Raw genomic sequence first — 23,742 nt, 5'->3', positions numbered from 1 at the left:
GTTGCTGTGTAGAGTCTGTTACTGCATAGACCTGCTGGTGAGCCAAATGGGGGTTTCGCCCACCAGCAATTTGTTAATCCTATTATCCTTTGGTCGCACCTAGGGTTAAGCCGGCGATGAAATGACGCTGCATGGTAAAAAACAGCACCACAGGTGGAATCGCCGCAACGATCGCGCCTGCCGACATCAGCTGCCAAGACGCTAGCCACTGACCTTGCAGTGAGCTAAGCCCCGCAGTAACCGGACGGACTTCATCACTTTGCACTAAGACCAATGCCCAGAAGAAGTCGTTCCAGATGAAGGTGAAAACCAGCACCGCCAACGCCGCTAATGCTGGGCGAACCAAGGGCAATACTACGTGCCAGAAGATCTTCCATTCGGTGACCCCTTCCACGCGCGCCGCTTCAATCAAGGCATCCGGAATACCGACGATGAAATTGCGCATAAACAAGGTACAAAATCCGGCTTGAAACGCGATATGGAAGAAAATGAGCGCCCAATGGGTGTCGTAGAGACCCAAGCTGATGGTCAAATCGCGCACTGGGATCATCAGGATCTGGAAGGGTACAAAGTTACCCGCGATGAACATCGCGAAGATCCAGATGTTTGCCTTGAAGTTGTACTTCGCTAAGGCAAAGCCCGCTAATGTCGACAGCGCCACCGCCCCAGCAACCGCAGGCAAAGTGATCATCAAACTGTTGATCAGGTATTGACCCATTGCGGTTGAGGTAAAGACTTGAGTGTAGTTTTCGAGAAACTGGATTTCGCTTGGCCAGCCCCAGTAATTACCAGTGTTGATGTCTTCTATCGAGCGAATTGAGGTCATCATCACCGCAATCAATGGCAGTAACCACATCACGATCGACAGTGGCAACGCGACGCGATAGCTGATATTGACAAAACGGCCAGATTTTTGAATTGGTTGTGGGTACATTATTTTTCACTCCTCAACATACGCCATAAGAAGTACGCGATGTACACATCCATGATGAGGAACAACACAACGGAAACTGCCGCGCCATAACCCATTCGGTAGTTAAAAATGGACTCTTCATACATCTGGTAAGCCAATACCGTCGAGCTGCCCCAAGGGCCACCGGCTGTCATGGTGGCAACCAAGTCAAATGAGCGCAGCGCACCAATCACGGTCACCACAATCGCAATGAAGGTCGCAGGGCGAAGCTGCGGTAACACCACGTACCACAACATGCGCCACTTTTTCGCACCATCAAGACGCGCCGCTTCAAGCTGCTCTGGATCCAAGTTGTTCAAACCCGTGAGGTACAAAATCATGCAGTAAGAAATCTGCGGCCACAGACCGGCGGCAATGATGCCGTAAGTGACGTAATCTTCGTTGGCCAAAATAGAAACCGGCTCGAAACCGAGACCACCCAACACAATATTGAACAAGCCAAACGACGGGTCATAGAACCAAGCAAACACCAAACCGACGACCACTTGCGAAATAACAAAGGGGAAGAAGAACAGCGATTTAACAACACGAATCCCTCTCACCTGTTGGTTAAGAAAGAGCGCGATCGCTAAACCAATCGGCGGGGCGAGCATAAAGAACACTAGCCAAAGGAAGTTGTTTTTCAATGAGGTGTAAAACGCATCGGAATCAAACAACTCACGATAGTTGTCTAGGCCGACCCATGTTTTTTCACCTAGCCCATCCCATTCAAAGAAACTGAGCCAAATACTGTCTAGAATCGGATAGATAACATAAACGGCAAAAATCGCCATCGCAGGCGCTAAAAACAGCCAAGGGGAGAGCTTGGCACTCACCCGAGATTTACGTCTGGCTGAGGGGAGACGATTTTCTGGGTATATCGTTTTCACAGATTGCTCCATTTTGTGTGACTCCTTGTCACATCTCGTCGTTTCTGTTCGTTAAAGTTTCACTTATATAAAGTAGACAAAAAGAAACCAAAAGATGAAGTTTTATCGCATCTACGAATACATATTAGCCATCCACTTTATTTTATATAGGGAGAGAAATTGATTTTGTAAACGTTTCCACAAAATTCACCTATTTTCCTCCAAAAACCATGACAAGGATCAACTATTGCCATTGAGCAACTAACAAAAATCGCGGAAAAGCGTATGTTTTAGACAGAAACAAAAAACAACTCACGTTAAACGAGCACATTCGCTCATAAAACGAAATTTTTAAGCCATATGGGCAAGGAGTATTTATGGCTGACATCAGCTTAAAGAAAGTCATCAAGCGTTTCGGTGACGTTCAAACCATCCATGGTGTGGATCTTGAGATCGACAATGGAGAGTTTGTGGTTTTTGTTGGACCATCCGGTTGTGGTAAATCGACCCTGCTTCGTCTTGTGGCTGGTTTAGAAGAGATCACCGAAGGCGAAATCAGTATCGACAACCACATCGTCAATGACGTTGATCCTGCCGAGCGAGGCGTGGCGATGGTATTCCAATCTTACGCCCTCTACCCTCATATGACTGTTGAAGAGAATATGGGCTTTGGCCTGAAAATGAACGGTCACCCTAAAGAGTACATCGACAAGCAAGTGAACGGCGCGGCGAAAACGCTACAGCTTGATCACTTGTTGCAGCGTAAACCAAAAGAGCTCTCTGGCGGTCAGCGTCAGCGTGTCGCTATTGGCCGCGCCATTGTACGTAACCCCAAAGTGTTCCTTTTTGATGAGCCCCTCTCCAACCTCGATGCAGAACTGCGCGTCGACATGCGTCTGCAAATCGCCAAGCTGCATCAAGATCTGCAGAACACCATGATCTACGTAACGCACGATCAAGTCGAAGCCATGACGCTCGCCGATAAAATCGTCGTCCTGCGCGATGGTCGTGTTGAGCAGGTGGGCTCGCCGCTAGAGCTCTACCACAAACCGCAAAACGAATTTGTTGCTGGCTTCATCGGCTCACCGAAAATGAACTTCATTCCAACCCAAGTCGAGCAAGCCAATAGCTCTGGCCTGACCTTGGTGAGTCAAGACGGCAAGGTATTCCATCTGCCCGCGGTGCAACGCGCACTCCACGCTGGCGATAAAGTCACTCTCGGTATTCGTCCTGAACATTTAGAGATCAACCATGACAACCCAGTCCAGATTGAGTTCCAAAGTGAAGTGGTCGAACGGTTAGGCAACAGCACCTACATGTTTGGTCAATCTTGTGGCGTTGATGGGTTCAAAGTGCACCTACCCGGCGATCAAGAGGTCACCAAGTTCCAAACTATGGCGCTGAGCTGCAAACAGAGCGACTGTCACCTCTTCGATGACCAAGGCATTCGCATAGAGTAAGGCGTTTTAACTCCTCACGTTGAACAGGTCAGCCCTTTGGCTGGCCCTGTTTGTTATCCCCTCTCTTTATCACTCGTATTCACTCGCCCAATTTGTTACTGAGCTTTTCTGTGCCAATCTTTGTCATAAAAGTGACACATTCCATTGAGACCATGACGCCCTTACTGACGAGGCCAACCTTCCTCTCTCTATAATGCCTTGTTTTTCAATCACACTAAGGACGCGTTGAGCAATGCTAGCGATTTTCAAAACCTTCTTTTGGCTAGGCTGGATTAGCTTTGGTGGCCCTGCCGCCCATATCGGTTATTTTCGTCATACCTTTGTAGAAAAACGCCGATGGCTCAGTGATGAGGAATACGCGCAAATCGTCGCGCTCAGTCAGTTTCTACCCGGCCCAGGTTCAAGCCAAGTCGGCTTCGCGTTAGGCTACAAAAAAGGCGGATTGCTTGGTGCCCTTGCCGCCTTTATCGGCTTTACCACCCCCTCTATCGTGATCATGTTGGCGCTCGCATTGGTCAGCAGCCAAGTCACCGATGCCACGTTGTTTCAACATATCGTCCACGGACTGAAGTTACTGGCAGTGGTTGTGGTCGCCGATGCCACCTTAGGGATGTACAAGAACTTCTGCCAAACTCGCCTAAGCGTCAGCCTCTGCGTGGCGACTGCGATCGCACTGCTCGTTATGCCGAGCATTGTCACCCAAGTAATGGTTTTGTTGCTGGCCGCTGCGATTGGCGTAAAGTTCTTAGGCCGCGAAACGTCAACGCCGCCGAGTGCCTTTACTCCAAGCCTATGGCCTCTCGCACTTTTTGCTGTGCTGTTCATGGGTTTACCCTTAGTCGCAGCACGTTCTGATGCATTGCAGCTGTTTAATGATTTTTTCCAAGCGGGTAGTTTGGTTTTTGGTGGCGGTCATGTGGTTCTGCCACTGCTGCAAGAGTTGGTCGGTGATAGGCTGTCACAAGATCTCTTCCTCACCGGGTACGCCGCCGCACAAGCCGTCCCGGGTCCGATGTTCACGTTTGCCACTTACATCGGCTACGCCTTACTGCCGAACGCGCCGATTTTTGGGGCTCTACTGGCCACCCTCGCGGTCTTCTTACCCGGGTTTCTGCTGCTCTTAGGCGTACTGAAAAACTGGCAATCGTTGGCGCAAAGGCCCGCCGTATCAGGCGCGTTGCAAGGCGTGAATGCCGCCGTGGTGGGATTATTGTTGGCGGCCTTGTATCAACCTGTGTTTAGTAGCGCGGTTTTATCGTCGATGGATCTGGCGCTCGTCGTGCTCGGTATTTACTTGATGAAACAATACAAACTACCGATTGTATGGATGGTGGTGCTCTTTATGCTGTTAGGCGCGGTGGTCGGCCCCCTTACCCTCTAGTCGTTCTCACAGGGTTTGCGAGCGTGCAAAGCGCTCGCAAATGTATCGCTATATACAACACAATGTCAGACGGCTCACATCTACACCGTTCGCTTCACCTTGAAATCCTCTGTTTCATCACATCTTACCAGTTTGCCCCCTAGGATTCGCTTCACTCACTTTTCATTTACATGCTAAAGTTAACAAGCTGTTAACAATAAAAATAATGTACCCATTTGCCAATAACACGGAGTTAGAGAATGATTCAGCCTAACGAGTTACGCAAACCGTCCTGTGCTCTCCCCCCACCGAACGAGATGATTTTGAAATGGGCAGAGGAACGCCCGAATCAGGTCTATCTAAAACAGATCATCAACCGCCAGTTTGTCGAATACACTTACGCCGAGGTTGCAGACAAAGCGCTCAGATTAGTCTCAGCACTGCAAGCGCTAGGTCTTAAACCACGTGACAAAGTCGCACTGGTATCGAAAAACTGCGCCGAGTGGTTCATTTGTGACTTGGCGATGATGTTGGGCGATTTTGTCAGCGTGCCCATCTTCCCGACCGCCGGTGCCGACACGATTGAATACTGTGTGACCCATAGTGAAAGTAAAGCTCTGATTGGCGGCAAACTCGATGATGCTGGCGCCACTCAGGAAGTGATTGATGGACAAGCAGACTTGATTACTATCGCGCTGCCCTATGACACTGCGCCAAAGTGCCAACATCAGTTCAACGACTTAATGGCGCAGCATGCTCCAACGGATTTTCGCGCCGAGCACTGCGATGATAAGTTAATGTCGCTGGTGTATACCTCAGGCACATCGGGTCTACCGAAAGGGGCAATGTTGACTTATGGCGCATTCAGCTGGTCTGCGCAGCAGTTGATCAATCATATCGGCATTGAAGAGAACGATCGCCTATTCTCCTACCTCCCTTTGGCGCACATTACCGAGCGTGTGTACATCTTTGGGTCCTCCATCATGGGTGGCGTCCAAACGGCCTTCCCAGAGTCACTTGATACCTTTATCGAAGATGTCAAAATGCAGCGCCCGACTCTGTTTATCTCTGTTCCCAGACTCTGGACTCTGTTCCAACAACGTATCCAAGATAAATTGCCACAGAAGAAGCTCAATATTCTGCTCAAGATTCCGTTCGTTAATTCCCTTATCAAGAAAAAGCTCGCCGATGGCCTGGGCTTAGATCAAGCGCGCGTGCTCGGCTGTGGCTCTGCGCCGGTGTCACCCGCTTTGCTCGATTGGTATCACAGTGTCGGCCTCAATATTACTGAGGCTTGGGGGATGACTGAGTCCTTTGCCTACAGCACACTCAACTACCCGTTCCGCGCTGATAAGATTGGCAGTGTCGGCAATGCTGGCCCCGGAATCGAACTCAAAATTGCCGACGATGATGAAATCATGGTACGCAGTAAAGGGATGTTCTCTGGCTACTACAAAAATGACATTGCCAGTCAGGAGTCATTCGACAGCGAAGGTTGGCTACATACTGGCGACATCGGCGCTATCGATGCTGAAGGCTACTTGACCATTCAAGGACGCAAAAAAGACACTTTCAAAACCGCCAAAGGTAAATTTGTCGCTCCAGTGCCAATTGAGAAGAAACTGTTCGAATACAGCCGCGTTGAAATGATGTGTTTAATTGGCCTCGGTCTGCCCGCCCCGATTTTGCTCGTCGTCCCGCATGACTTTCCTAACTTTGACCGTGCTCGCTATGAACGCACCACCAAAAAAGTGATTGCGCGGATGAACCAAGAGCTCGAATCGCATGAGCAAATCAAAGGGGTACTGATGATCAAAGAACCGTGGAGCATCGAAAATGGCATTCTAACGCCCACACTCAAGATCAAACGCCATGTACTGGAGCAGAAGTACCACGACATGGGCCACAACTGGCCGAAAGGTCAACTCGTTGTCTGGGAAGAGTAACGCTAGTCGCTCTATCTTATCGAGAAGTTAAGGAGAACGTGGTTCTCCTTTTTTTCGTCATGTATAGTGACGAGCAAAATGTGATTGAAAAGGATCGTCTATGGATGCAAGGCTGCATCATCTTCCGGGGTTACGGTATTTCGAAGTCGCGGCGAGGCACAACAGCTACAGTCGAGCGGCTGAAGCGCTGTTCGTCAGTCAGGCGGCGGTGAGCCAGAAAATACGTCAACTTGAAGATGGCTTAGGATGCAAACTGTTCGTGCGTGATGGTCGAGAAATGCGCCTCACTGAGCAAGGCAAGGTGCTGTATAAGCATGTCTCTCAAGGGTTCGAACAGATCATTTCAGGGCTCAATCAGATTCAAGCTGAACCGGTCGAAGGGTTGCTCTGTGTCAGCTCTACGCCTTCATTTGCCTCTCGTTGGTTATTGCCACGTCTATGGAAGTTCTCAAGCCAGCATCCCAACATCCCCATTCGGATCATCACTAGCTGTGACGCGCCAAACTTAAAACAAGGTGAAGCGGATGTGGTTATTTGGCAAGGTGAGACGCTGGGTGAAGAGTGCCCATCGAAACTTCACAAAGAGTTCCTGTTTGAAGAGATCATCTATCCTTTTTGCTCCCCTCACTTAGCCAAGTCCATTAACCTGACTCAACCCGAGCAGCTGCTCGCCAGTTGGTTAATTCACTATGAGTCTGGCGGTTACCCTTGGAAAAGTTGGTTTGCTAAAGCCGGTATAGAGATGGAAAAAGAGTCGGTTCGTTGGATGGATGTCAGTACCTTCGATCACGCGATGAACGCCGTCATGGCCGGGCATGGCGCCTGCTTAGTCTCTGACTCACTCGCGGCTGATTACGTCGAACGTGGACTACTCATGAAGCCCTTCGATATCGGCATGACCCCGGGTATTCAATTTAATCTCTTCTATGATCGTGAATCGACAAGGCGCGATCGTATTCAAGCTTTCGCCCACTGGCTGAGTAATGAAATTGCCCCTTGTGAATGACATCGCCCCCAGCGATACCTCGCTAGGGGCGTGTTACGTTTAAGCTTAGACCCGACCCGATTATTGGGTTCTTAGACGTTGCCAGTACTTCTCATACACAGCTAAGGTCTCAGCACCAACATCGTTAATGAACTCCCCTTTCTTGATGTCTTCCACCGCTGGGAAAATCGTCGTGTTATTCTTAAGTTCATCAGCCAGCAATGCGCGGCCTGCGTTCGTTGCGGACGCATAGCCTAGGCTATTGACGATCTCAGCTTGCTGCTCAGCTTGGTACATAAAGTTAATGAACTTGTGTGCCAATGCTTTGTTTTGGCTGCCTGATGGAATAGTAAAGTTATCCATCCACAATACCGCGCCCTCTTCTGGCATCACAAACTTCAGCTCTGGCATTTCGACTTGGCCTTGGTAGGCATTACCATTCCACTGCATACCCACAGAGGCTTCACCGGAAACGTAAGGCATTTGTGGTGCATCTGAGTTATAGAGTAGGACGTTATCTCTCAAGGCTACTAACGATTCGTAGGCCTGCTTGATCTCGTCTTCGTTCTTCGTGTTGATGCTATGACCGTTCAATTTCAGCGCCATACCAAATACGTCACGAATATCGTCGATCAGCATCACCTGTTGTGCGTATTTCGCATCCCAAAGCTGCGCCCATTTGGTGACAGGCTCGTCGACAAGGGATTCATTGTAGCTGATGCCCGTCACACCCCAAATGTAAGGCAAAGAGTAACGGTTGTCAGGATCATGAGCTTGGCCCAATAACCCTTCCATCGCGTCGCCCATATTAGGGACTTGCGCATGATCTATCTCAGCCAGTAGTCCTTCACGTCCCATTTTCTCGATAAAGTAGGCCGAAGCGAATACGACATCGTAACCCGAGCCTTTCACCAGTTTTAACTTGGTGTACATTGATTCATTATTTTCAAATGTTGAATAGTTAATCGTTACGCCTTCTTGTTTCTCGAACGCTTTTAATGACGCTTCTGGCAAGTAGCCACCCCAAGCGTAAACGTTCAAAACTTTATTATCTGCGTGAGAAGAAAGGCTGAGTAACAATGCGCTCAGACCCACTACTTTAGAAAACACTTTCATGGTATGCGATCCAACCTGTCCAGCAACGCGCTGGGATTCGGGTGCATAATTATTTAATTGTTAATCAATTGAAAGGGAAATTAATTAATCGTTATGAACAATATTTGTTATCGCTTAGCGAGCGCCGATAACTGCTGGTCTAAAGAGAAAACGTGGTCAAAAACAGGCATAAAAAAACCTCCGATGCTTTCGCATCGAAGGTTTGTACTCATCACATATGTGATACGTGGTTAAGAATTACTTCTTAGCGTTGCGCTCTTTCACTTCAGCGATAACTTGCTCAGCAACGTTTGCTGGACATGGTGCGTAGTGAGCAAACTCCATAGAGAACTGACCACGACCAGAAGTGATAGTACGTAGGTGACCGATGTAGCCGAACATCTCAGATAGAGGAACGTCAGCTTTAATACGAACACCTGTTGCACCAGCTTGTTGATCTTTGATCATGCCACGACGACGGTTGAGGTCACCGATTACATCACCTACGTTGTCATCTGGTGAGAATACGTCAACGTGCATGATAGGCTCTAGAAGCTGAGCACCTGCTTTAGGCATAGACTGACGGAATGCACCTTTCGCTGCAATTTCGTAAGCGATTGCTGATGAGTCAACTGCGTGGAAGCCACCGTCGAATAGCTCAACTTCTACGTCTAGCGTAGGGAAGCCAGCTAGAACACCCGTTTCCATCATGCTCGCGAAGCCTTTCTCTACTGCAGGCCAGAATTCTTTAGGTACGTTACCACCAACAACTGTTGACTTGAACGTAAAGCCAGAGTTTGGCTCACCTGGTTTGATACGGTAGTCAATCTTACCGAACTGACCAGAACCACCAGACTGCTTCTTGTGCGTGTAGCTATCTTCAACTGCTTGAGTGATAGTCTCACGGTAAGCTACCTGCGGTGCACCGACTTCTAGCTCAACACCGTAAGTACGCTTAAGGATATCTACCTTGATGTCTAGGTGAAGTTCACCCATACCTTTTAGGATAGTTTCGCCTGAGTCTTCATCAGTCTCAACTTGGAAAGATGGATCTTCTGCAACCATTTTACCGATCGCGATACCCATTTTCTCAGTTGAACCTTTGTCTTTTGGTGATACAGCAATCGAGATTACTGGCTCAGGGAAGATCATTGGCTCTAGAGTACATTCGTGCTTAGGATCACATAGAGTGTGACCTGTTTGAACGTTCTTCATACCAACAACAGCGATGATGTCACCCGCTTGCGCTTCAGTGATCTCGTTACGGTCATCAGCTTGCATTTCACACATACGGCCGATACGCTCAGTTTTACCTGTTGCCGCGTTAAGGATCGTATCACCTTTCTTCATCACACCTGAGTAGATACGGATGAAGGTTAGCGCGCCAAAACGGTCGTCCATGATCTTAAATGCTAGGGCACGTAGAGGCTCGTCTGCAGATACTGTTGCAACTTCACCAGTTGGCTCACCAGTTTCTGGATCAGTTAGAGGCTGAGGATCCACTTCTGTTGGCGATGGTAGGTAATCTACCACTGCGTCTAGTACTAGCTGAACACCCTTGTTCTTAAATGCAGAACCACAGAATGTTGGGAAGAATGCTAGGTCACGTGTACCTTTACGGATACAACGCTTGATGTCTTCGATAGAAGGCTCTTCACCTTCCATGTACGCTTCCATTAGGTCGTCGTCTTGCTCAACAGCCGTTTCGATTAGCTCTTCACGGTACTGTTCAACGTCATCAACCATGTCAGCTGGAACGTCTAGGATTTCGTAGTTCTCAGGAAGACCAGAGTCATCCCATACGTACGCTTTACGAGATAGCAGATCAACCACACCAACGAAGTCATCTTCACGGCCGATTGGAAGAACCATCACTAGTGGGTTAGCCGCTAGAACGTTCTTAACTTGGTCAACAACGTTGAAGAAGTCTGCGCCCATACGGTCTAGTTTGTTTACGAAGATCAGACGAGATACTTCTGATTCGTTCGCGTAGCGCCAGTTCGTTTCTGACTGAGGCTCAACACCACCAGAACCACAGAAAACACCGATACCACCATCAAGAACTTTTAGTGAACGGTATACTTCAACTGTAAAGTCAACGTGTCCCGGAGTATCGATAACGTTTAGGCGGTGGCCATTCCACTCACAAGTTACCGCAGCAGACTGGATAGTAATACCGCGCTCAGCTTCCTGCTCCATGAAGTCAGTCGTAGACTCACCGTCATGTACTTCACCAGTTTTGTGGATTTTACCAGTAAGCTTAAGGATACGCTCAGTGGTGGTAGTTTTACCCGCATCAACGTGCGCGAAAATACCAATGTTTCTGTACTTTGATAAATCTGCCATTGTCTTACTCTGTTTATAAGGTATAAATTGCGCGCAGAGTATATCACAATCTGTCAAGACTGATACCCTCGTGTGCACTTGTGTTCAAAAAAACTTTTCCCATCAATCTTAGCAGGAATTTTCAGTCTTTCTCGCTAATCTCAACCGGATTGATTCGATATCTCGCGATAAAAAATGCTGCTTGCCAAGGCAAACAGCATTGATCATTGTCTGCCCGAATAACAATTAACGTGGGCAGATTTCTGACTGAGGGAAGAAGAACTCGATCTCGCGCGCTGCCGACTCAGGACTGTCAGAACCGTGAACCGAGTTGTGGCGCATACTCAGCGCATAGTCAGCACGAATCGTGCCGCAAGCGGCTTCTTCAGGGTTTGTTGTTCCCATCAGCTCACGGTAACGGGCAATCGCATTTTCCCCTTCTAGAACTTGAACCATAATCGGGCCTGAAGTCATAAACTCTTTCAATGCAGGAAAAAAAGGCTTCCCTTCGTGTTCAGCGTAAAAACCACTGGCCTGTTCTTGGGTTAAATGGACCATTTTCGCAGCAATGATACGAAGCCCCGCTTTTTCAATGCGATGGTAGATCTCACCAATCAGATTTCTCTCTACCGCATCGGGCTTGATAATGGAAAAGGTTCTTTCTAGAGCCATAAGTCATCCTTCAGTCATTAGTATAGTTATATGAAAATATAGGGTGTTGTGTAAACACAATAGAACACGGCCTTACGGCCATGTCACTATTCGCCAGCCTGCTCTTGCAGTACACGCGCTAAGGTTCGTACGCCGACGCCCGTAGCGCCTGCGGCCCACTTGTCCGTAGGCCCCTTGCGGTAAGTGGCCGCACAGTCAAAATGCAACCAACCTTTTTTGTAATCGGCAACGAAGTAGGACAAGAACGCGGCTGCGGTACTCGCACCTGGTGCGTAGTCGCCACTGCTGATGTTAGAAAGATCGGCAAAGTTAGACGGCAACATGCCACGGTGGAAGTCCGCTAATGGTAGCGGCCACAATCCCTCTTTCTCTGCTTTCGCAGAAGTCAGCGCTTGATGCGCTAGCTCATCGTCAAAACTAAACAGTGCATGGTAGTCATTACCAAGCGCATGTTTGGCTGCACCAGTGAGGGTCGCACAATCAATAATTAGCTCTGGCTGCTGCTCGCTCGCATAAATCAAACCATCCGCCAATACCAGACGGCCTTCAGCGTCCGTATTCATGATTTCAACGGTTTTACCATTTTTGTAGGTAATGATGTCACCCAATTTAAGTGCTCGGCCTGAAATCATATTCTCTGCACAGCAAAGGATAAGCTTCACACGTTTGTTCAAGCCACGCATGATCGCGAGGGCGAGACCGCCAGTGATCGTGCCAGCGCCGCCCATGTCTGACTTCATTGCCGTCATCATGTTCGAAGGTTTTAGACTGTAGCCGCCTGAGTCAAACGTGATGCCTTTACCTACAAGGCAAGCAAAGACGGGTGCATTCTCATCACCGGTCGGGTTGTAATCCAATTGCAGCATTGCGGATGTGCGCTCTGAGCCACGACCGACGGCATAGATACCCTGCCAATCTTCAGCGAGAAGGTCTTTGTCTTTAACAATACGTGCCGTCACTGTCCCTTCTGGTGCGACGGATTTGATGAACTCTGCCGCCATAGTGGCCAGCTGACGTGGCGCCACCTCTTCAGCGGGTTTATTGATGATATCTCGGGTGAACTCCGTCGCTTTGATGCGCGCATCGAGCTCAGCTTGATCCGCATCTGACAGAGCGCCCCAGGAAAGCTGGCTGGTTTTCTTCGGGGCACGGAAGCCTTGATGGAAAGCCCAAATGCTTTCTAGATCCCATCCTTCGCCCTCGAGTGAAACTTCTCGAATACCTTGCGCTTCTAACTTGCGCGCAGCACGCTGAATCGCGCCTAAATCATGACTGTCGCTAAGGTGGATCGTTGCGCCATTCGCCACGAATGAAAGGATGGCTTTTTCACCCCATTGTGGTGCGGCGGCTTGTTGGCTTAAAAAAACAGACATCGTTGTAGACATGGTTTCTCCTTGTCTTATCTGAGCGCTGCCTACGCTCTTATTCTATGCTTTGACGGATGTTAGCATTTTGTAGGGTTAAAGTGTCAACTTGATAAAAAAACGGACCATAGGGTCCGTTTTTTTTAGTAAGTTTTGTTAACTCTGCAAGGTTTTCTCTCAACCCGCGTTAATCCATCTCATCCATCCAGCATAAGATGACGGCTTCGAGGATTTTTTCATTGGAGCGGTTGGGCTCATCATCGAAGTCATCGAGCTCTAAAATCCACTGATGAAGATCCGTAAAGCGCACGGTTTTAGGATCCGTATCTGGAAATTTGTCACACAGCTCGATGGCAATATCGCGTGAATCTGTCCATTTCATTGCTTACCTTCCTGTTTCAACTCACATGGGCTACGGTGATTAATGATCTTCTGATGCGTGGTTCAATGTGTACTTTGGAATTTCCACAACCAAATCTTCATCCGCAACTCTCGCTTGACAGCCCAGACGTGATTCTGGCTCCAAACCCCACGCTTTATCTAGCATGTCATCTTCCAGCTCATCGCTCTCTTCAAGCGAATCAAAGCCTTCACGGATCACAACGTGGCACGTCGTGCATGCACACGATTTTTCGCAAGCATGTTCAATTCCAATTCCGTTTTTTAATGCCACATCCAGTACTGTTTCGCCCGATTGAGCGTCTAGCACCGCCCCTTCAGGGCACAAATCTTCGTGAGGCAATACAATAATCTTAGGCATAACGTGTTTCTCTTATAGTTCGTCCACGGACTGACCAGACAGTGCCGCGCGAATCGATTTGTCCATACGACGAGAGGCGAAGTCTTGGCTCGCTTTGTCTGTTTCTTTGATACCTTGCTCAATCGCATCGGCATCATCACCATTACGTAGCGCTATCAATTGCTCGATAACGTGCAACAGTTGTTGGCGCTCTTGTTCTGAAAGTAGCTCGTCGCCATCCGCTTGCATGGCGGCGAGTAGGCCTTCAATCACACGGTCAGCCTCTACACGCTGCTCTGCCAATGCGCGAGCCATCATGTCTTCTTTGGCGTGCGTCATGGAGTCACGTAGCATGTTCGCGACTTCATCGTCACTGAGACCGTATGACGGTTTCACTTGAATCTCAGACTGAACGCCCGTGCTCTTTTCCATCGCAGTCACTGAGAGCAAACCATCCGCATCGACTTGGTAGGTTACACGGACGTGCGCTGCACCAGCGGCCATCGGCGGAATGCCTTTTAGGGAGAAACGAGCTAATGAGCGACAATCGTCAACCATCTCACGTTCACCTTGCACAATGTGCACACTCATCGCTGTTTGACCATCTTTGAAAGTCGTAAATTCTTGCGCACGAGCAACAGGAATCGTCGTATTGCGTGGAATGATTTTTTCAACCAATCCTCCCATTGTCTCGATGCCGAGAGACAATGGAATCACATCCAGCAGCAACATTTCAGAGTCCGGTTTGTTGCCTGCCAGCACATCCGCTTGGATACCTGCGCCAATCGCCACCACTTCATCTGGATTGATGCTGGTCAGCGGAGTGCGGTTAAAGAACTCACCGACCATTTCACGCACAAGTAACGTTCGTGTGGAACCGCCAACCATCACGACTTCTTGCACTTCACTGGCTTCAACCTGCGCATCTTTCAGTGCACGGCGACAAGACAGCAGTGTTTTCTTCACTAGCGGTTGAATCAATGTTTCGAATTCTGCGCGCGTCACCGTACCTTGCCAATTGAGCAGCGAGACATCAACGGCCTCTTGATCTGAAAAAGCAATTTTGGTTCGAGTGGCCACATTAAGGGCTACGCGGTAATCATGACTGGAAAGGCGCGTGGTTATCCCGGCTTTGTCGATCAGATAATCAGCGAGCAAGTGATCGAAATCATCGCCGCCCAACGCAGAATCACCGCCTGTCGCCAATACCTCAAAAACGCCTTTAGAGAGGCGGAGAATTGAGATATCAAAAGTGCCGCCACCAAGATCGTAAACCGCGATCACGCCTTCTTGCCCGGAGTCCAAACCATAAGCAATCGCGGCAGCGGTTGGCTCATTGAGCAAACGTAGCACATGCAGACCAGCCAGTTTTGCCGCATCTTTTGTGCCCGCGCGCTGCGCATCATCAAAGTAGGCTGGCACAGTAATGACAACGCCAGCCAGTTCGCCACCTAGGCTTTGTTCTGCGCGTTGACCAAGTGAGCGCAGAATATCTGCCGAAACTTCAATTGGGTTCTTGTTCCCCATTGCAGTGCGCAGTACTGGCAATCCATTGTCACTGGCTTGCATCTCATAAGGTAAGTTGGGGTAACGCGTTTGGATGTCGGATAAAGAGCGTCCAATCAAGCGTTTAACGGAAATAATGGTGTTTTCCGGATCCGACTCAGCTTGAGCGGCGGCGTCATAGCCTACTTCGATTTTGTCACTCGAGTAGTTCACAATCGAAGGCAATAGGCTTCGACCTTGCTCATCTTTTAATGTCTTGGCTTGGCCGCTTTGTACCGAAGCCACCAGAGAGTTGGTTGTACCTAAATCAATACCCGCCGCGAGTTTGTGCTCATGGGGAGCAGAACTCTGGCCAGGCTCTGCAATTTGAAGTAATGCCATGATGGATCCTTGTTACTCACTAGCCGAGGAGGTTATCTTCGACTCGCTCAATTTCGTGTTTTAATTTCGCAATGAATTTGAGTTTTCTGACGCTGTCCGCTGCTTCTATCCAGCGTTGTTCATCCAGTTGCTGCTGCATACTCTCCAACTGCTGCTGATGCATGCGGCTGACTTTCGCATCGAAGTCAAACAGCGCCGTCTCCACATCGCCACTCTGGCTCATTTCTTCTAGCTCTTCACGCAGCTCCATTTGCTCCATGAGAAACATCGGATCCTGCATCGTCTGCTGCTCCGAGCGGATGTCCACCCCTTGCTGTTGCAGAATATACTCCGCCCGGCTGATGGGATTTTTTAGCACGTGGTAAGCGTCATTTATCTCAGAAGCTTTCTGTACCGCCATTAAACGATCACGCTCAGAACCACTGGCAAAGTTGTCTGGATGAAAACGCTTCTGGAGTTCACGGAACTGCGAAGAAAGAAGGCTACCATCCAGATTAAACTGACTTGGTAGCCCAAATAATTCAAAGTAATTCATTAAGAATTCTGTCCTTGGCCGTCAATCGGTAGGGACATGCCCTACCCATATCATCAATTAAACGTTAAAGCTCTCACCACAACCACACTCGCCTTTTGCGTTCGGGTTGTTGAACTCGAAACCTTCGTTGAGCCCTTCCTTAACATAATCAAGTTCGGTGCCATCTAGGTAAACGAGGCTTTTCTTGTCAATGATCACTTTGACACCAGAATGCTCAAATACTTCATCTTCTTCATTGAGATCATCGACAAACTCGAGCACATACGCCATACCAGAGCAACCTGTCGTTTTCACACCCAAGCGCAAGCCGATGCCTTTACCTCGGTTTTCTAAGAAGGTTCTTACGCGGCTTGCCGCTGTCTCTGTCATTGTGATGGCCATACTGCACCTTAGTTTTTTATTTGACGATGATAATGGGAGAGCGAGCCTCCCATTGTAACTTATTGTTGGTGTTTTTTCTTATAGTCAGCAACGGCTGCTTTAATGGCGTCTTCCGCCAAAATAGAGCAGTGTACTTTTACCGGTGGAAGCTCGAGCTCCTCAGCAATTTCCGCGTTCTTAATCGCCGCGGCTTCATCGATGCTCTTACCTTTTACCCACTCTGTGACGAGAGAGCTAGACGCAATCGCGCTACCACAACCGTAAGTCTTAAATTTCGCGTCTTCAATAATGCCTTCTGGGGTCACTTTGATTTGCAGTTTCATTACGTCACCACACGCTGGTGCGCCAACCATGCCGCTACCAACCGATGGATCTTCTTTATCAAACGAACCAACGTTACGTGGGTTTTCGTAGTGATCAATTACTTTTTCGCTGTATGCCATGATATTTACCTCGAATCCTCTATCTCATTCCCTGGGGAAACCTATCTATTAGTGGTGCGCCCACTCAACAGTGCTTAGGTCGACCCCTTCCTTGTACATATCCCATAGAGGAGACATGTCACGTAGCTTGTTTACCGCTACGCGAATTTGTTCAATTGCGTAATCAATTTCTTCTTCAGTGGTGAAACGACCAAATGAGAAGCGAATTGAGCTGTGTGCCAGTTCATCATCTAAACCGAGAGCGCGCAGTACATAAGATGGCTCTAGGCTAGCAGAGGTACACGCACTGCCTGAAGACACCGCAAGATCTTTCAGCGACATAAGCAAAGATTCACCTTCTACAAACGCGAAGCTGATGTTTAGGTTTTGTGGTACACGTTGCTCTAAGTCACCATTGATGGTCACGGCTTCTAAGTCTTTCACACCATTGAGTAGACGCTCACGCAATGCCAAAGCATGGTCGTGATCTTTCTGCATCTCTTCCTTTGCGATACGGAAGGCTTCGCCCATACCGACAATCTGATGTGTTGCCAGTGTGCCAGAACGGAATCCGCGTTCATGACCACCACCGTGCATTTGCGCTTCTAGACGAATACGAGGCTTACGACGGACGTACAAGGCGCCAATGCCTTTAGGACCGTACGCTTTGTGCGCTGAAAGAGAAATCAGATCAACTTTCATCTCTTGAACATCCATAGGCACTTTGCCCGCAGACTGCGCTGCATCGACGTGGAAAACAATCTTGCGCTCACGACACAACTCACCAATAGAGGCGATATCTTGAATCACACCGATTTCGTTGTTCACATGCATGATAGATACAAGAACCGTGTCGTCACGCATCGCCGCTTCAAGCTTCTTCATATCGATGATGCCGTTTGATTCTGGCTCTAGGTATGTCACCTCAAAGCCTTCACGCTCTAATTGACGGCAAGGATCAAGAACTGCTTTATGCTCGGTTTTGCAGGTAATGATATGTTTACCTTTCTTCTCATAGAAATGTGCAGCACCTTTGATAGCGAGGTTGTCAGATTCAGTCGCGCCTGACGTAAAGACGATTTCACGAGGATCGGCATTGAGCAAATCTGCAATGTTTTCACGGGCTGTGTCTACCGCCTCTTCAGCCTGCCAACCGTAACGGTGTGAACGTGATGCAGGGTTGCCAAACGTACCGTCCATTGTCATGTACTGAACCATTTTTTCAGCAACACGTGGATCAACTGGGCAAGTCGCTGAATAATCTAAATAAATCGGCAGTTTCATTCTCTACTCCAATGTAACAGGCAGACCGCTTAAGAGCGGACGTTGACACCGATGGGTGCGGTGCTTGTATTTTTGTTGGTAAACCCATGATTGACAGCAAGATCGATATCTTGACGGTCTGAAATTTCTAATACTTCATTGTCATTCATCAACTCACCGAGTGTGATGTTGTTGAGGAAATCACTAATTCGAGAACTCAAGTCACGCCATAGCGTATGAGTTAGGCAGCGAGTACCACCTTGGCAGTCACCTTTACCATTGCATTTCGTCGCATCGACCGACTCATCGACCGCTGCGATAACAGTACCAATAGCAATAGTATTCGCTTCTGCACCAAGACGGTAACCACCACCAGGGCCACGTACACTCGCCACTAGGCCAGCTTTACGTAGCTTAGAAAACAGTTGCTCTAAGTAAGACAAGGAGATGCCTTGACGCTCAGAAATGTCCGCAAGCGGCACTGGATTTTGTTGTGAGTGCAGAGCCACATCTAACATGGCTGTCACTGCGTATCTTCCTTTAGATGTAAGTCTCATATAACACCATATCCACATCGTTTATGTGGTAGGAAGTTTTTCATACTTGACCAAAATGGTCAAGTATTTAATTGACTAATTTACTCAGGTATTCATCCCTAAGCTTATTGTGGCTTTACCCTTTGGAAAGCTGCTTCTCGATAGCGCTCAACATACCGCGTAAAATATTGAGCTCTTGGGCCTCTGGCCTCGCTCGATTGAACAACCGGCGAACCTTGTTCATCACTTTACCGGGCTGCTGCTGATTTATAAACTGGGTCTCGGTCGCGACTTTTTCAAGGTGCTCAAAGAACATTTCCAACTCTTTATGCTTGGGGTATTCCACCTCAGATGGGGCATATTGCGCTTGCTCGGCATCGAGATAAGCCACTCGGACTTCGTAGCTGAGGGTTTGCACTGCCATAGCGAGGTTGAGAGAGCTGTACTCCGGGTTAGCAGGTATGCACACGTGATAGTGACACGTTTGCAACTCCTCGTTAGTTAGACCAGTTCGTTCTCGCCCAAAGACAAGGGCTACAGGTGCCTGCTGCCCTTCAGCGACAAATTTTTTGCCGCACTCTCTTGGTGTCAACATCGGCCATTCAAGGGTTCTGGAGCGGGCACTCGAACCCACCACGAGCACACACTCTTTTACTGCCTCTTCTAAGGTGCTGACCACTTCGGCGTTCAACGCAATGTCCGATGCCCCCGACGCCAACGCAATCGCTTGTTCATCAACTTCACATTGAGGATCGACCAACACCATGTTGGATAAGCCCATGACTTTCATCGCACGCGCTGCAGAACCAATATTGCCCGAATGTGAGGTGCCAACTAAGACAACCTTAACGTTATTTAACATCAAACCGTACCAAGATAAAAACCGCTGCGAGATATTAACATATACCTGAGTAAAATGGTCAGACCCTTAAGAGCATAAAAGTTAAGAGTTCAAAAAATAACCACTTCCATTTATCGAGCAATCTGATATACTCCCGCCCGTTTTTCTGTTCTTTAACATCCGTTGGGAAATTAGTATGCATCCAATGCTTAATATCGCTATTCGTGCTGCACGAAAAGCTGGCAACCATATTGCTAAATCTTTAGAAAATGCTGAGAAGATCGAATCAACTCAGAAAGGCACGAACGACTTTGTCACTAACGTCGACAAAGAAGCAGAAGCTATCATTATCGATACCATCAAGGCTTCATACCCAGAGCACTGCATTGTTGCAGAAGAAAATGGGGTTATTGAAGGTAAAGATAAAGACGTACAATGGATCATCGACCCACTGGATGGCACCACAAACTTTGTGAAAGGTTTGCCTCATTTCTGCGTTTCTATCGCTGTTCGTTTTAAAGGTAAAACGGAAGTAGCGTGTGTTTACGATCCTATGCTTAATGAACTGTTTACAGCGCAACGTGGCGCAGGTGCACAGCTCAACAATGCGCGCATCCGTGTGAAACAGCTAAAAGATCTACAAGGCACTGTGCTTGCAACGGGTTTTCCATTCAAGCAGAAACAGCACTCTGAATCTTACCTAAAAATTCTTTCAGCGCTCTTTGTTGACTGTTCAGACTTCCGTCGCACTGGCTCAGCTGCGTTGGACCTATGCTACATGGCTGCCGGCCGCGTAGACGGTTACTTCGAGCTAGGACTGAAACCTTGGGACATCGCTGCAGGTGAACTGATTGCTCGTGAAGCTGGTGCAATCGTGACAGACTTTGCAGGCGGCACGGAGTACATGAAGTCAGGCAACGTTGTGGCATCAAGCGCACGTGGCGTGAAAGGTATGCTTAAGCACATCCGTGAAAATGGTAACGAAGCTATCCTGAAGTAACCGAAGCTTCACCCTATTTCTAGCCCACTCCCGAGTGGGCTTTTTTGTATCTAACGATAGGTATCCCCATCGGCATGCAGGTTAAAGGCAATATCGCTTTTAGCAAGCTTGGCTTTCCGATCGCTAGTTATCGATATTTCGTGACGTGTTGGTTAGTCAAAAAGTTCGAAAACGAGAGTTCCTAATAGAGATACTAGAGAGACGGGGCTGGTGCTCTAGAGATTCGAACACCCTATACGTGACGATTTAGATTACGACGGAATCCGCGGCTCTGACAATTGAAGACTTCAATATCAAAAAGTAAAAAGGCTCTAGTCTTTCGACTAGAGCCTTAGATATGGCAGGGGTGGAGAGATTCGAACTCCCAACACGCGGATTTGGAATCCGCTGCTCTGCCAATTGGAGCTACACCCCTAAAAATAGGTTCAAATTATCCGTGAAAGAGAGATTCGAACTCCCAACACGCGCCTTCTCGAGGACTTTTGGGGAATCCGCGGCTCTATTAATTGAGAGCTACACCCCTAAAAATTAGTATTCAAAAAAACCTCGATAAACGAGGTTTCAAATAAGTGGCGGAGTGGACGGGACTCGAACCCGCGACCCCCGGCGTGACAGGCCGGTATTCTAACCAACTGAACTACCACTCCGCAGTGGTCTATTTAAAGTCTTATCTCAATCGTGCTTTAAACAGATAATGTTCAAAGCCTGGCGATGTCCTACTCTCACATGGGGAAGCCCCACACTACCATCGGCGCTAATTCGTTTCACTTCTGAGTTCGGCATGGAATCAGGTGGGTCCAAATCGCTATGGTCGCCAAGCAAATTTTGTTTAAGTTCCTAGTTTCTAGTGCCTAGACCCTAGTTCCTAGAACTTAATAATTCGGAAAGCTGTGTTTATTATTTCTAGCTACTAGGAACTAGGCACTCGTCTCTTTTACACATTCAATGTTCTTTCATTGAGTCCATCAAAACCCTTTGGGTGTTGTATGGTTAAGCCTCACGGGCAATTAGTACAGGTTAGCTCAACGCCTCACAGCGCTTACACACCCTGCCTATCAACGTTCTAGTCTCGAACAACCCTTAAGGATACTTAAAGTATCAGGGAAGACTCATCTCAGGGCTCGCTTCCCGCTTAGATGCTTTCAGCGGTTATCGATTCCGAACTTAGCTACCGGGCAATGCGTCTGGCGACACAACCCGAACACCAGAGGTTCGTCCACTCCGGTCCTCTCGTACTAGGAGCAGCCCCCTTCAATCTTCCAACGCCCACGGCAGATAGGGACCGAACTGTCTCACGACGTTCTAAACCCAGCTCGCGTACCACTTTAAATGGCGAACAGCCATACCCTTGGGACCGACTTCAGCCCCAGGATGTGATGAGCCGACATCGAGGTGCCAAACACCGCCGTCGATATGAACTCTTGGGCGGTATCAGCCTGTTATCCCCGGAGTACCTTTTATCCGTTGAGCGATGGCCCTTCCATTCAGAACCACCGGATCACTATGACCTGCTTTCGCACCTGCTCGAATTGTCATTCTCGCAGTCAAGCGGGCTTATGCCATTGCACTAACCTCACGATGTCCAACCGTGATTAGCCCACCTTCGTGCTCCTCCGTTACTCTTTGGGAGGAGACCGCCCCAGTCAAACTACCCACCAGGCACTGTCCTCACCCCGGATAACGGGGCTAAGTTAGAACATCAAACATACAAGGGTGGTATTTCAAGGTCGGCTCCACAGATACTGGCGTACCTGCTTCAAAGCCTCCCACCTATCCTACACATGTAGGCTCAATGTTCAGTGCCAAGCTGTAGTAAAGGTTCACGGGGTCTTTCCGTCTAGCCGCGGGTACACTGCATCTTCACAGCGATTTCAATTTCACTGAGTCTCGGGTGGAGACAGCGTGGCCATCATTACGCCATTCGTGCAGGTCGGAACTTACCCGACAAGGAATTTCGCTACCTTAGGACCGTTATAGTTACGGCCGCCGTTTACCGGGGCTTCGATCAAGAGCTTCGACCGAAGTCTAACCCCATCAATTAACCTTCCGGCACCGGGCAGGCGTCACACCGTATACGTCATCTTACGATTTTGCACAGTGCTGTGTTTTTAATAAACAGTTGCAGCCACCTGGTATCTGCGACTCTCAATAGCTCCATCCGCGAGGGACTTCACCGTCAAGAGCGTACCTTCTCCCGAAGTTACGGTACCATTTTGCCTAGTTCCTTCACCCGAGTTCTCTCAAGCGCCTTGGTATTCTCTACCCGACCACCTGTGTCGGTTTGGGGTACGATTCCAACTTATCTGAAGCTTAGAGGCTTTTCCTGGAAGCATGGCATCAATGACTTCACGCCCTTGGGCGCTCGACGTCGTGTCTCAGCCTTAAAGAGAGCCGGATTTACCTAACTCTCAAGCCTACGCACTTGAACCTGGACAACCGTCGCCAGGCCCACCTAGCCTTCTCCGTCCCCCCATCGCAATAAGTTGAAGTACGGGAATATTAACCCGTTTCCCATCGACTACGCCTTTCGGCCTCGCCTTAGGGGTCGACTTACCCTGCCCCGATTAACGTTGGACAGGAACCCTTGGTCTTCCGGCGAGGAGGTTTTTCACCCCCTTTATCGTTACTCATGTCAGCATTCGCACTTCTGATACCTCCAGCATGCTTTACAACACACCTTCAACGGCTTACAGAACGCTCCCCTACCCAATAACTAAAAGTTATTGCCGCAGCTTCGGTTTATAGCTTAGCCCCGTTACATCTTCCGCGCAGGCCGACTCGACTAGTGAGCTATTACGCTTTCTTTAAATGATGGCTGCTTCTAAGCCAACATCCTAGCTGTCTAAGCCTTCCCACATCGTTTCCCACTTAGCTATAATTTGGGACCTTAGCTGGCGGTCTGGGTTGTTTCCCTCTCCACGACGGACGTTAGCACCCGCCGTGTGTCTCCCGGATAGTACTTACTGGTATTCGGAGTTTGCAAAGGGTTGGTAAGTCGGGATGACCCCCTAGCCTTAACAGTGCTCTACCCCCAGTAGTATTCGTCCGAGGCGCTACCTAAATAGCTTTCGGGGAGAACCAGCTATCTCCAGGTTTGATTGGCCTTTCAC

General features: G+C 48.7%; 20 protein-coding genes, 2 tRNA genes and 2 rRNA genes. 5 read left to right on the top strand and 19 right to left on the bottom strand.

Annotated elements, in window-relative coordinates; genetic code table 11:
• Window positions 1–82: 82 nt before the first annotated feature.
• Together AC6R0R_RS12845 and AC6R0R_RS12840 are read right to left on the bottom strand one after the other, a co-directional pair.
• On the bottom strand, window positions 83–934 hold the full coding sequence (locus AC6R0R_RS12845; protein WP_500626980.1) for a carbohydrate ABC transporter permease: 852 nt from the start codon (window positions 932–934) through the stop codon (window positions 83–85).
• Window positions 934–1,854 (bottom strand): carbohydrate ABC transporter permease, encoded by a 921-nt coding sequence (locus tag AC6R0R_RS12840; RefSeq protein ID WP_487901735.1) that lies wholly within the window; start codon window positions 1,852–1,854, stop codon window positions 934–936. Before AC6R0R_RS12840 ends, AC6R0R_RS12845 begins: the two co-directional genes overlap by 1 nt.
• A 344-nt stretch (window positions 1,855–2,198) precedes the next feature.
• Here AC6R0R_RS12840 and AC6R0R_RS12835 point away from each other — a divergent pair, with 344 nt between their 5' ends.
• From AC6R0R_RS12835 to AC6R0R_RS12820, 4 genes are all read left to right on the top strand, one after another.
• Window positions 2,199–3,281 carry an ABC transporter ATP-binding protein gene (locus tag AC6R0R_RS12835; protein WP_500626979.1) on the top strand — a complete coding sequence of 361 codons (1,083 nt, stop codon included), beginning with the start codon at window positions 2,199–2,201 and terminating at the stop codon, window positions 3,279–3,281.
• Window positions 3,282–3,513: 232 nt separating this feature from the next.
• Complete coding sequence (chrA, locus tag AC6R0R_RS12830; protein WP_500626978.1) at window positions 3,514–4,662, top strand: chromate efflux transporter; 1,149 nt, start codon at window positions 3,514–3,516, stop codon at window positions 4,660–4,662.
• A 239-nt stretch (window positions 4,663–4,901) separates the two neighbouring features.
• On the top strand, window positions 4,902–6,587 hold the full coding sequence (locus AC6R0R_RS12825) for an AMP-binding protein (protein ID WP_334551431.1): 1,686 nt from the start codon (window positions 4,902–4,904) through the stop codon (window positions 6,585–6,587).
• Between the two features lie 100 nt (window positions 6,588–6,687).
• The gene (locus tag AC6R0R_RS12820; protein WP_500626977.1) at window positions 6,688–7,593 is read left to right on the top strand and encodes a LysR substrate-binding domain-containing protein; all 906 of its coding nucleotides are present in this window, start codon (window positions 6,688–6,690) and stop codon (window positions 7,591–7,593) included.
• Between the two features lie 60 nt (window positions 7,594–7,653).
• On the opposite strand, the gene AC6R0R_RS12815 is transcribed toward AC6R0R_RS12820, so the two are convergent.
• The 13 genes from AC6R0R_RS12815 to trmJ all read right to left on the bottom strand — a co-directional run bounded on the left by AC6R0R_RS12815 (window position 7,654) and on the right by trmJ (window position 19,653).
• Window positions 7,654–8,688, bottom strand: coding sequence for a polyamine ABC transporter substrate-binding protein (locus AC6R0R_RS12815; protein WP_500626976.1), 1,035 nt, complete (start codon window positions 8,686–8,688; stop codon window positions 7,654–7,656).
• 237 nt (window positions 8,689–8,925) lie between these two features.
• Complete coding sequence (gene fusA / locus AC6R0R_RS12810; protein ID WP_500626975.1) at window positions 8,926–11,013, bottom strand: elongation factor G; 2,088 nt, start codon at window positions 11,011–11,013, stop codon at window positions 8,926–8,928.
• A 225-nt stretch (window positions 11,014–11,238) separates the two neighbouring features.
• Window positions 11,239–11,664, bottom strand: coding sequence for a nucleoside-diphosphate kinase (ndk, locus tag AC6R0R_RS12805; RefSeq protein WP_334551437.1), 426 nt, complete (start codon window positions 11,662–11,664; stop codon window positions 11,239–11,241).
• Window positions 11,665–11,750: 86 nt separating this feature from the next.
• Window positions 11,751–13,049: an aminopeptidase PepB gene (pepB, locus tag AC6R0R_RS12800; protein WP_500626974.1), complete on the bottom strand. Its 1,299-nt coding sequence runs from the start codon at window positions 13,047–13,049 to the stop codon at window positions 11,751–11,753.
• A 166-nt stretch (window positions 13,050–13,215) separates the two neighbouring features.
• Window positions 13,216–13,410 carry a Fe-S cluster assembly protein IscX gene (gene iscX, locus AC6R0R_RS12795; protein ID WP_334551440.1) on the bottom strand — a complete coding sequence of 65 codons (195 nt, stop codon included), beginning with the start codon at window positions 13,408–13,410 and terminating at the stop codon, window positions 13,216–13,218.
• Window positions 13,411–13,449: 39 nt separating this feature from the next.
• A complete protein-coding gene (fdx, locus tag AC6R0R_RS12790; RefSeq protein WP_334551442.1) occupies window positions 13,450–13,788 on the bottom strand; it encodes an ISC system 2Fe-2S type ferredoxin in 339 nt (112 codons plus the stop codon).
• 12 nt (window positions 13,789–13,800) lie between these two features.
• A complete protein-coding gene (gene hscA / locus AC6R0R_RS12785; protein WP_500626973.1) occupies window positions 13,801–15,654 on the bottom strand; it encodes a Fe-S protein assembly chaperone HscA in 1,854 nt (617 codons plus the stop codon).
• Window positions 15,655–15,673: 19 nt separating this feature from the next.
• Complete coding sequence (gene hscB, locus AC6R0R_RS12780) at window positions 15,674–16,189, bottom strand: co-chaperone HscB (RefSeq protein ID WP_334551445.1); 516 nt, start codon at window positions 16,187–16,189, stop codon at window positions 15,674–15,676.
• A 57-nt stretch (window positions 16,190–16,246) separates the two neighbouring features.
• Window positions 16,247–16,570, bottom strand: coding sequence for an iron-sulfur cluster assembly protein IscA (iscA, locus tag AC6R0R_RS12775; RefSeq protein ID WP_334551446.1), 324 nt, complete (start codon window positions 16,568–16,570; stop codon window positions 16,247–16,249).
• 59 nt (window positions 16,571–16,629) lie between these two features.
• Window positions 16,630–17,013 (bottom strand): Fe-S cluster assembly scaffold IscU, encoded by a 384-nt coding sequence (gene iscU, locus AC6R0R_RS12770; RefSeq protein WP_138970401.1) that lies wholly within the window; start codon window positions 17,011–17,013, stop codon window positions 16,630–16,632.
• A 48-nt stretch (window positions 17,014–17,061) separates the two neighbouring features.
• Entirely contained in the window at window positions 17,062–18,276 is a 1,215-nt protein-coding gene (locus tag AC6R0R_RS12765; RefSeq protein ID WP_500626972.1) for an IscS subfamily cysteine desulfurase, read from the bottom strand.
• A gap of 29 nt (window positions 18,277–18,305) precedes the next feature.
• Entirely contained in the window at window positions 18,306–18,812 is a 507-nt protein-coding gene (gene iscR, locus AC6R0R_RS12760; protein ID WP_334551450.1) for a Fe-S cluster assembly transcriptional regulator IscR, read from the bottom strand.
• 115 nt (window positions 18,813–18,927) lie between these two features.
• On the bottom strand, window positions 18,928–19,653 hold the full coding sequence (gene trmJ, locus AC6R0R_RS12755; protein ID WP_500626971.1) for a tRNA (cytosine(32)/uridine(32)-2'-O)-methyltransferase TrmJ: 726 nt from the start codon (window positions 19,651–19,653) through the stop codon (window positions 18,928–18,930).
• 175 nt (window positions 19,654–19,828) lie between these two features.
• Here trmJ and suhB point away from each other — a divergent pair, with 175 nt between their 5' ends.
• On the top strand, window positions 19,829–20,632 hold the full coding sequence (gene suhB, locus AC6R0R_RS12750) for an inositol-1-monophosphatase (RefSeq protein ID WP_500626970.1): 804 nt from the start codon (window positions 19,829–19,831) through the stop codon (window positions 20,630–20,632).
• A gap of 338 nt (window positions 20,633–20,970) precedes the next feature.
• Here the strand turns inward: suhB and AC6R0R_RS12745 are convergent.
• The 4 genes from AC6R0R_RS12745 to AC6R0R_RS12730 form a co-directional block, all read right to left on the bottom strand.
• A tRNA-Trp gene (locus AC6R0R_RS12745) sits at window positions 20,971–21,047 on the bottom strand.
• 155 nt (window positions 21,048–21,202) lie between these two features.
• Window positions 21,203–21,279, bottom strand: a tRNA-Asp gene (locus tag AC6R0R_RS12740).
• Window positions 21,280–21,335: 56 nt separating this feature from the next.
• Window positions 21,336–21,451: ribosomal RNA gene (gene rrf / locus AC6R0R_RS12735) — 5S ribosomal RNA — on the bottom strand.
• Window positions 21,452–21,618: 167 nt separating this feature from the next.
• Window positions 21,619–23,742: ribosomal RNA gene (locus AC6R0R_RS12730) — 23S ribosomal RNA — on the bottom strand; the annotation flags it as partial.

The organism is Vibrio sp. R12-SW3-ISO1, from assembly GCF_059834005.1.
This window is presented reverse-complemented; position numbering and strand designations above follow the sequence as displayed.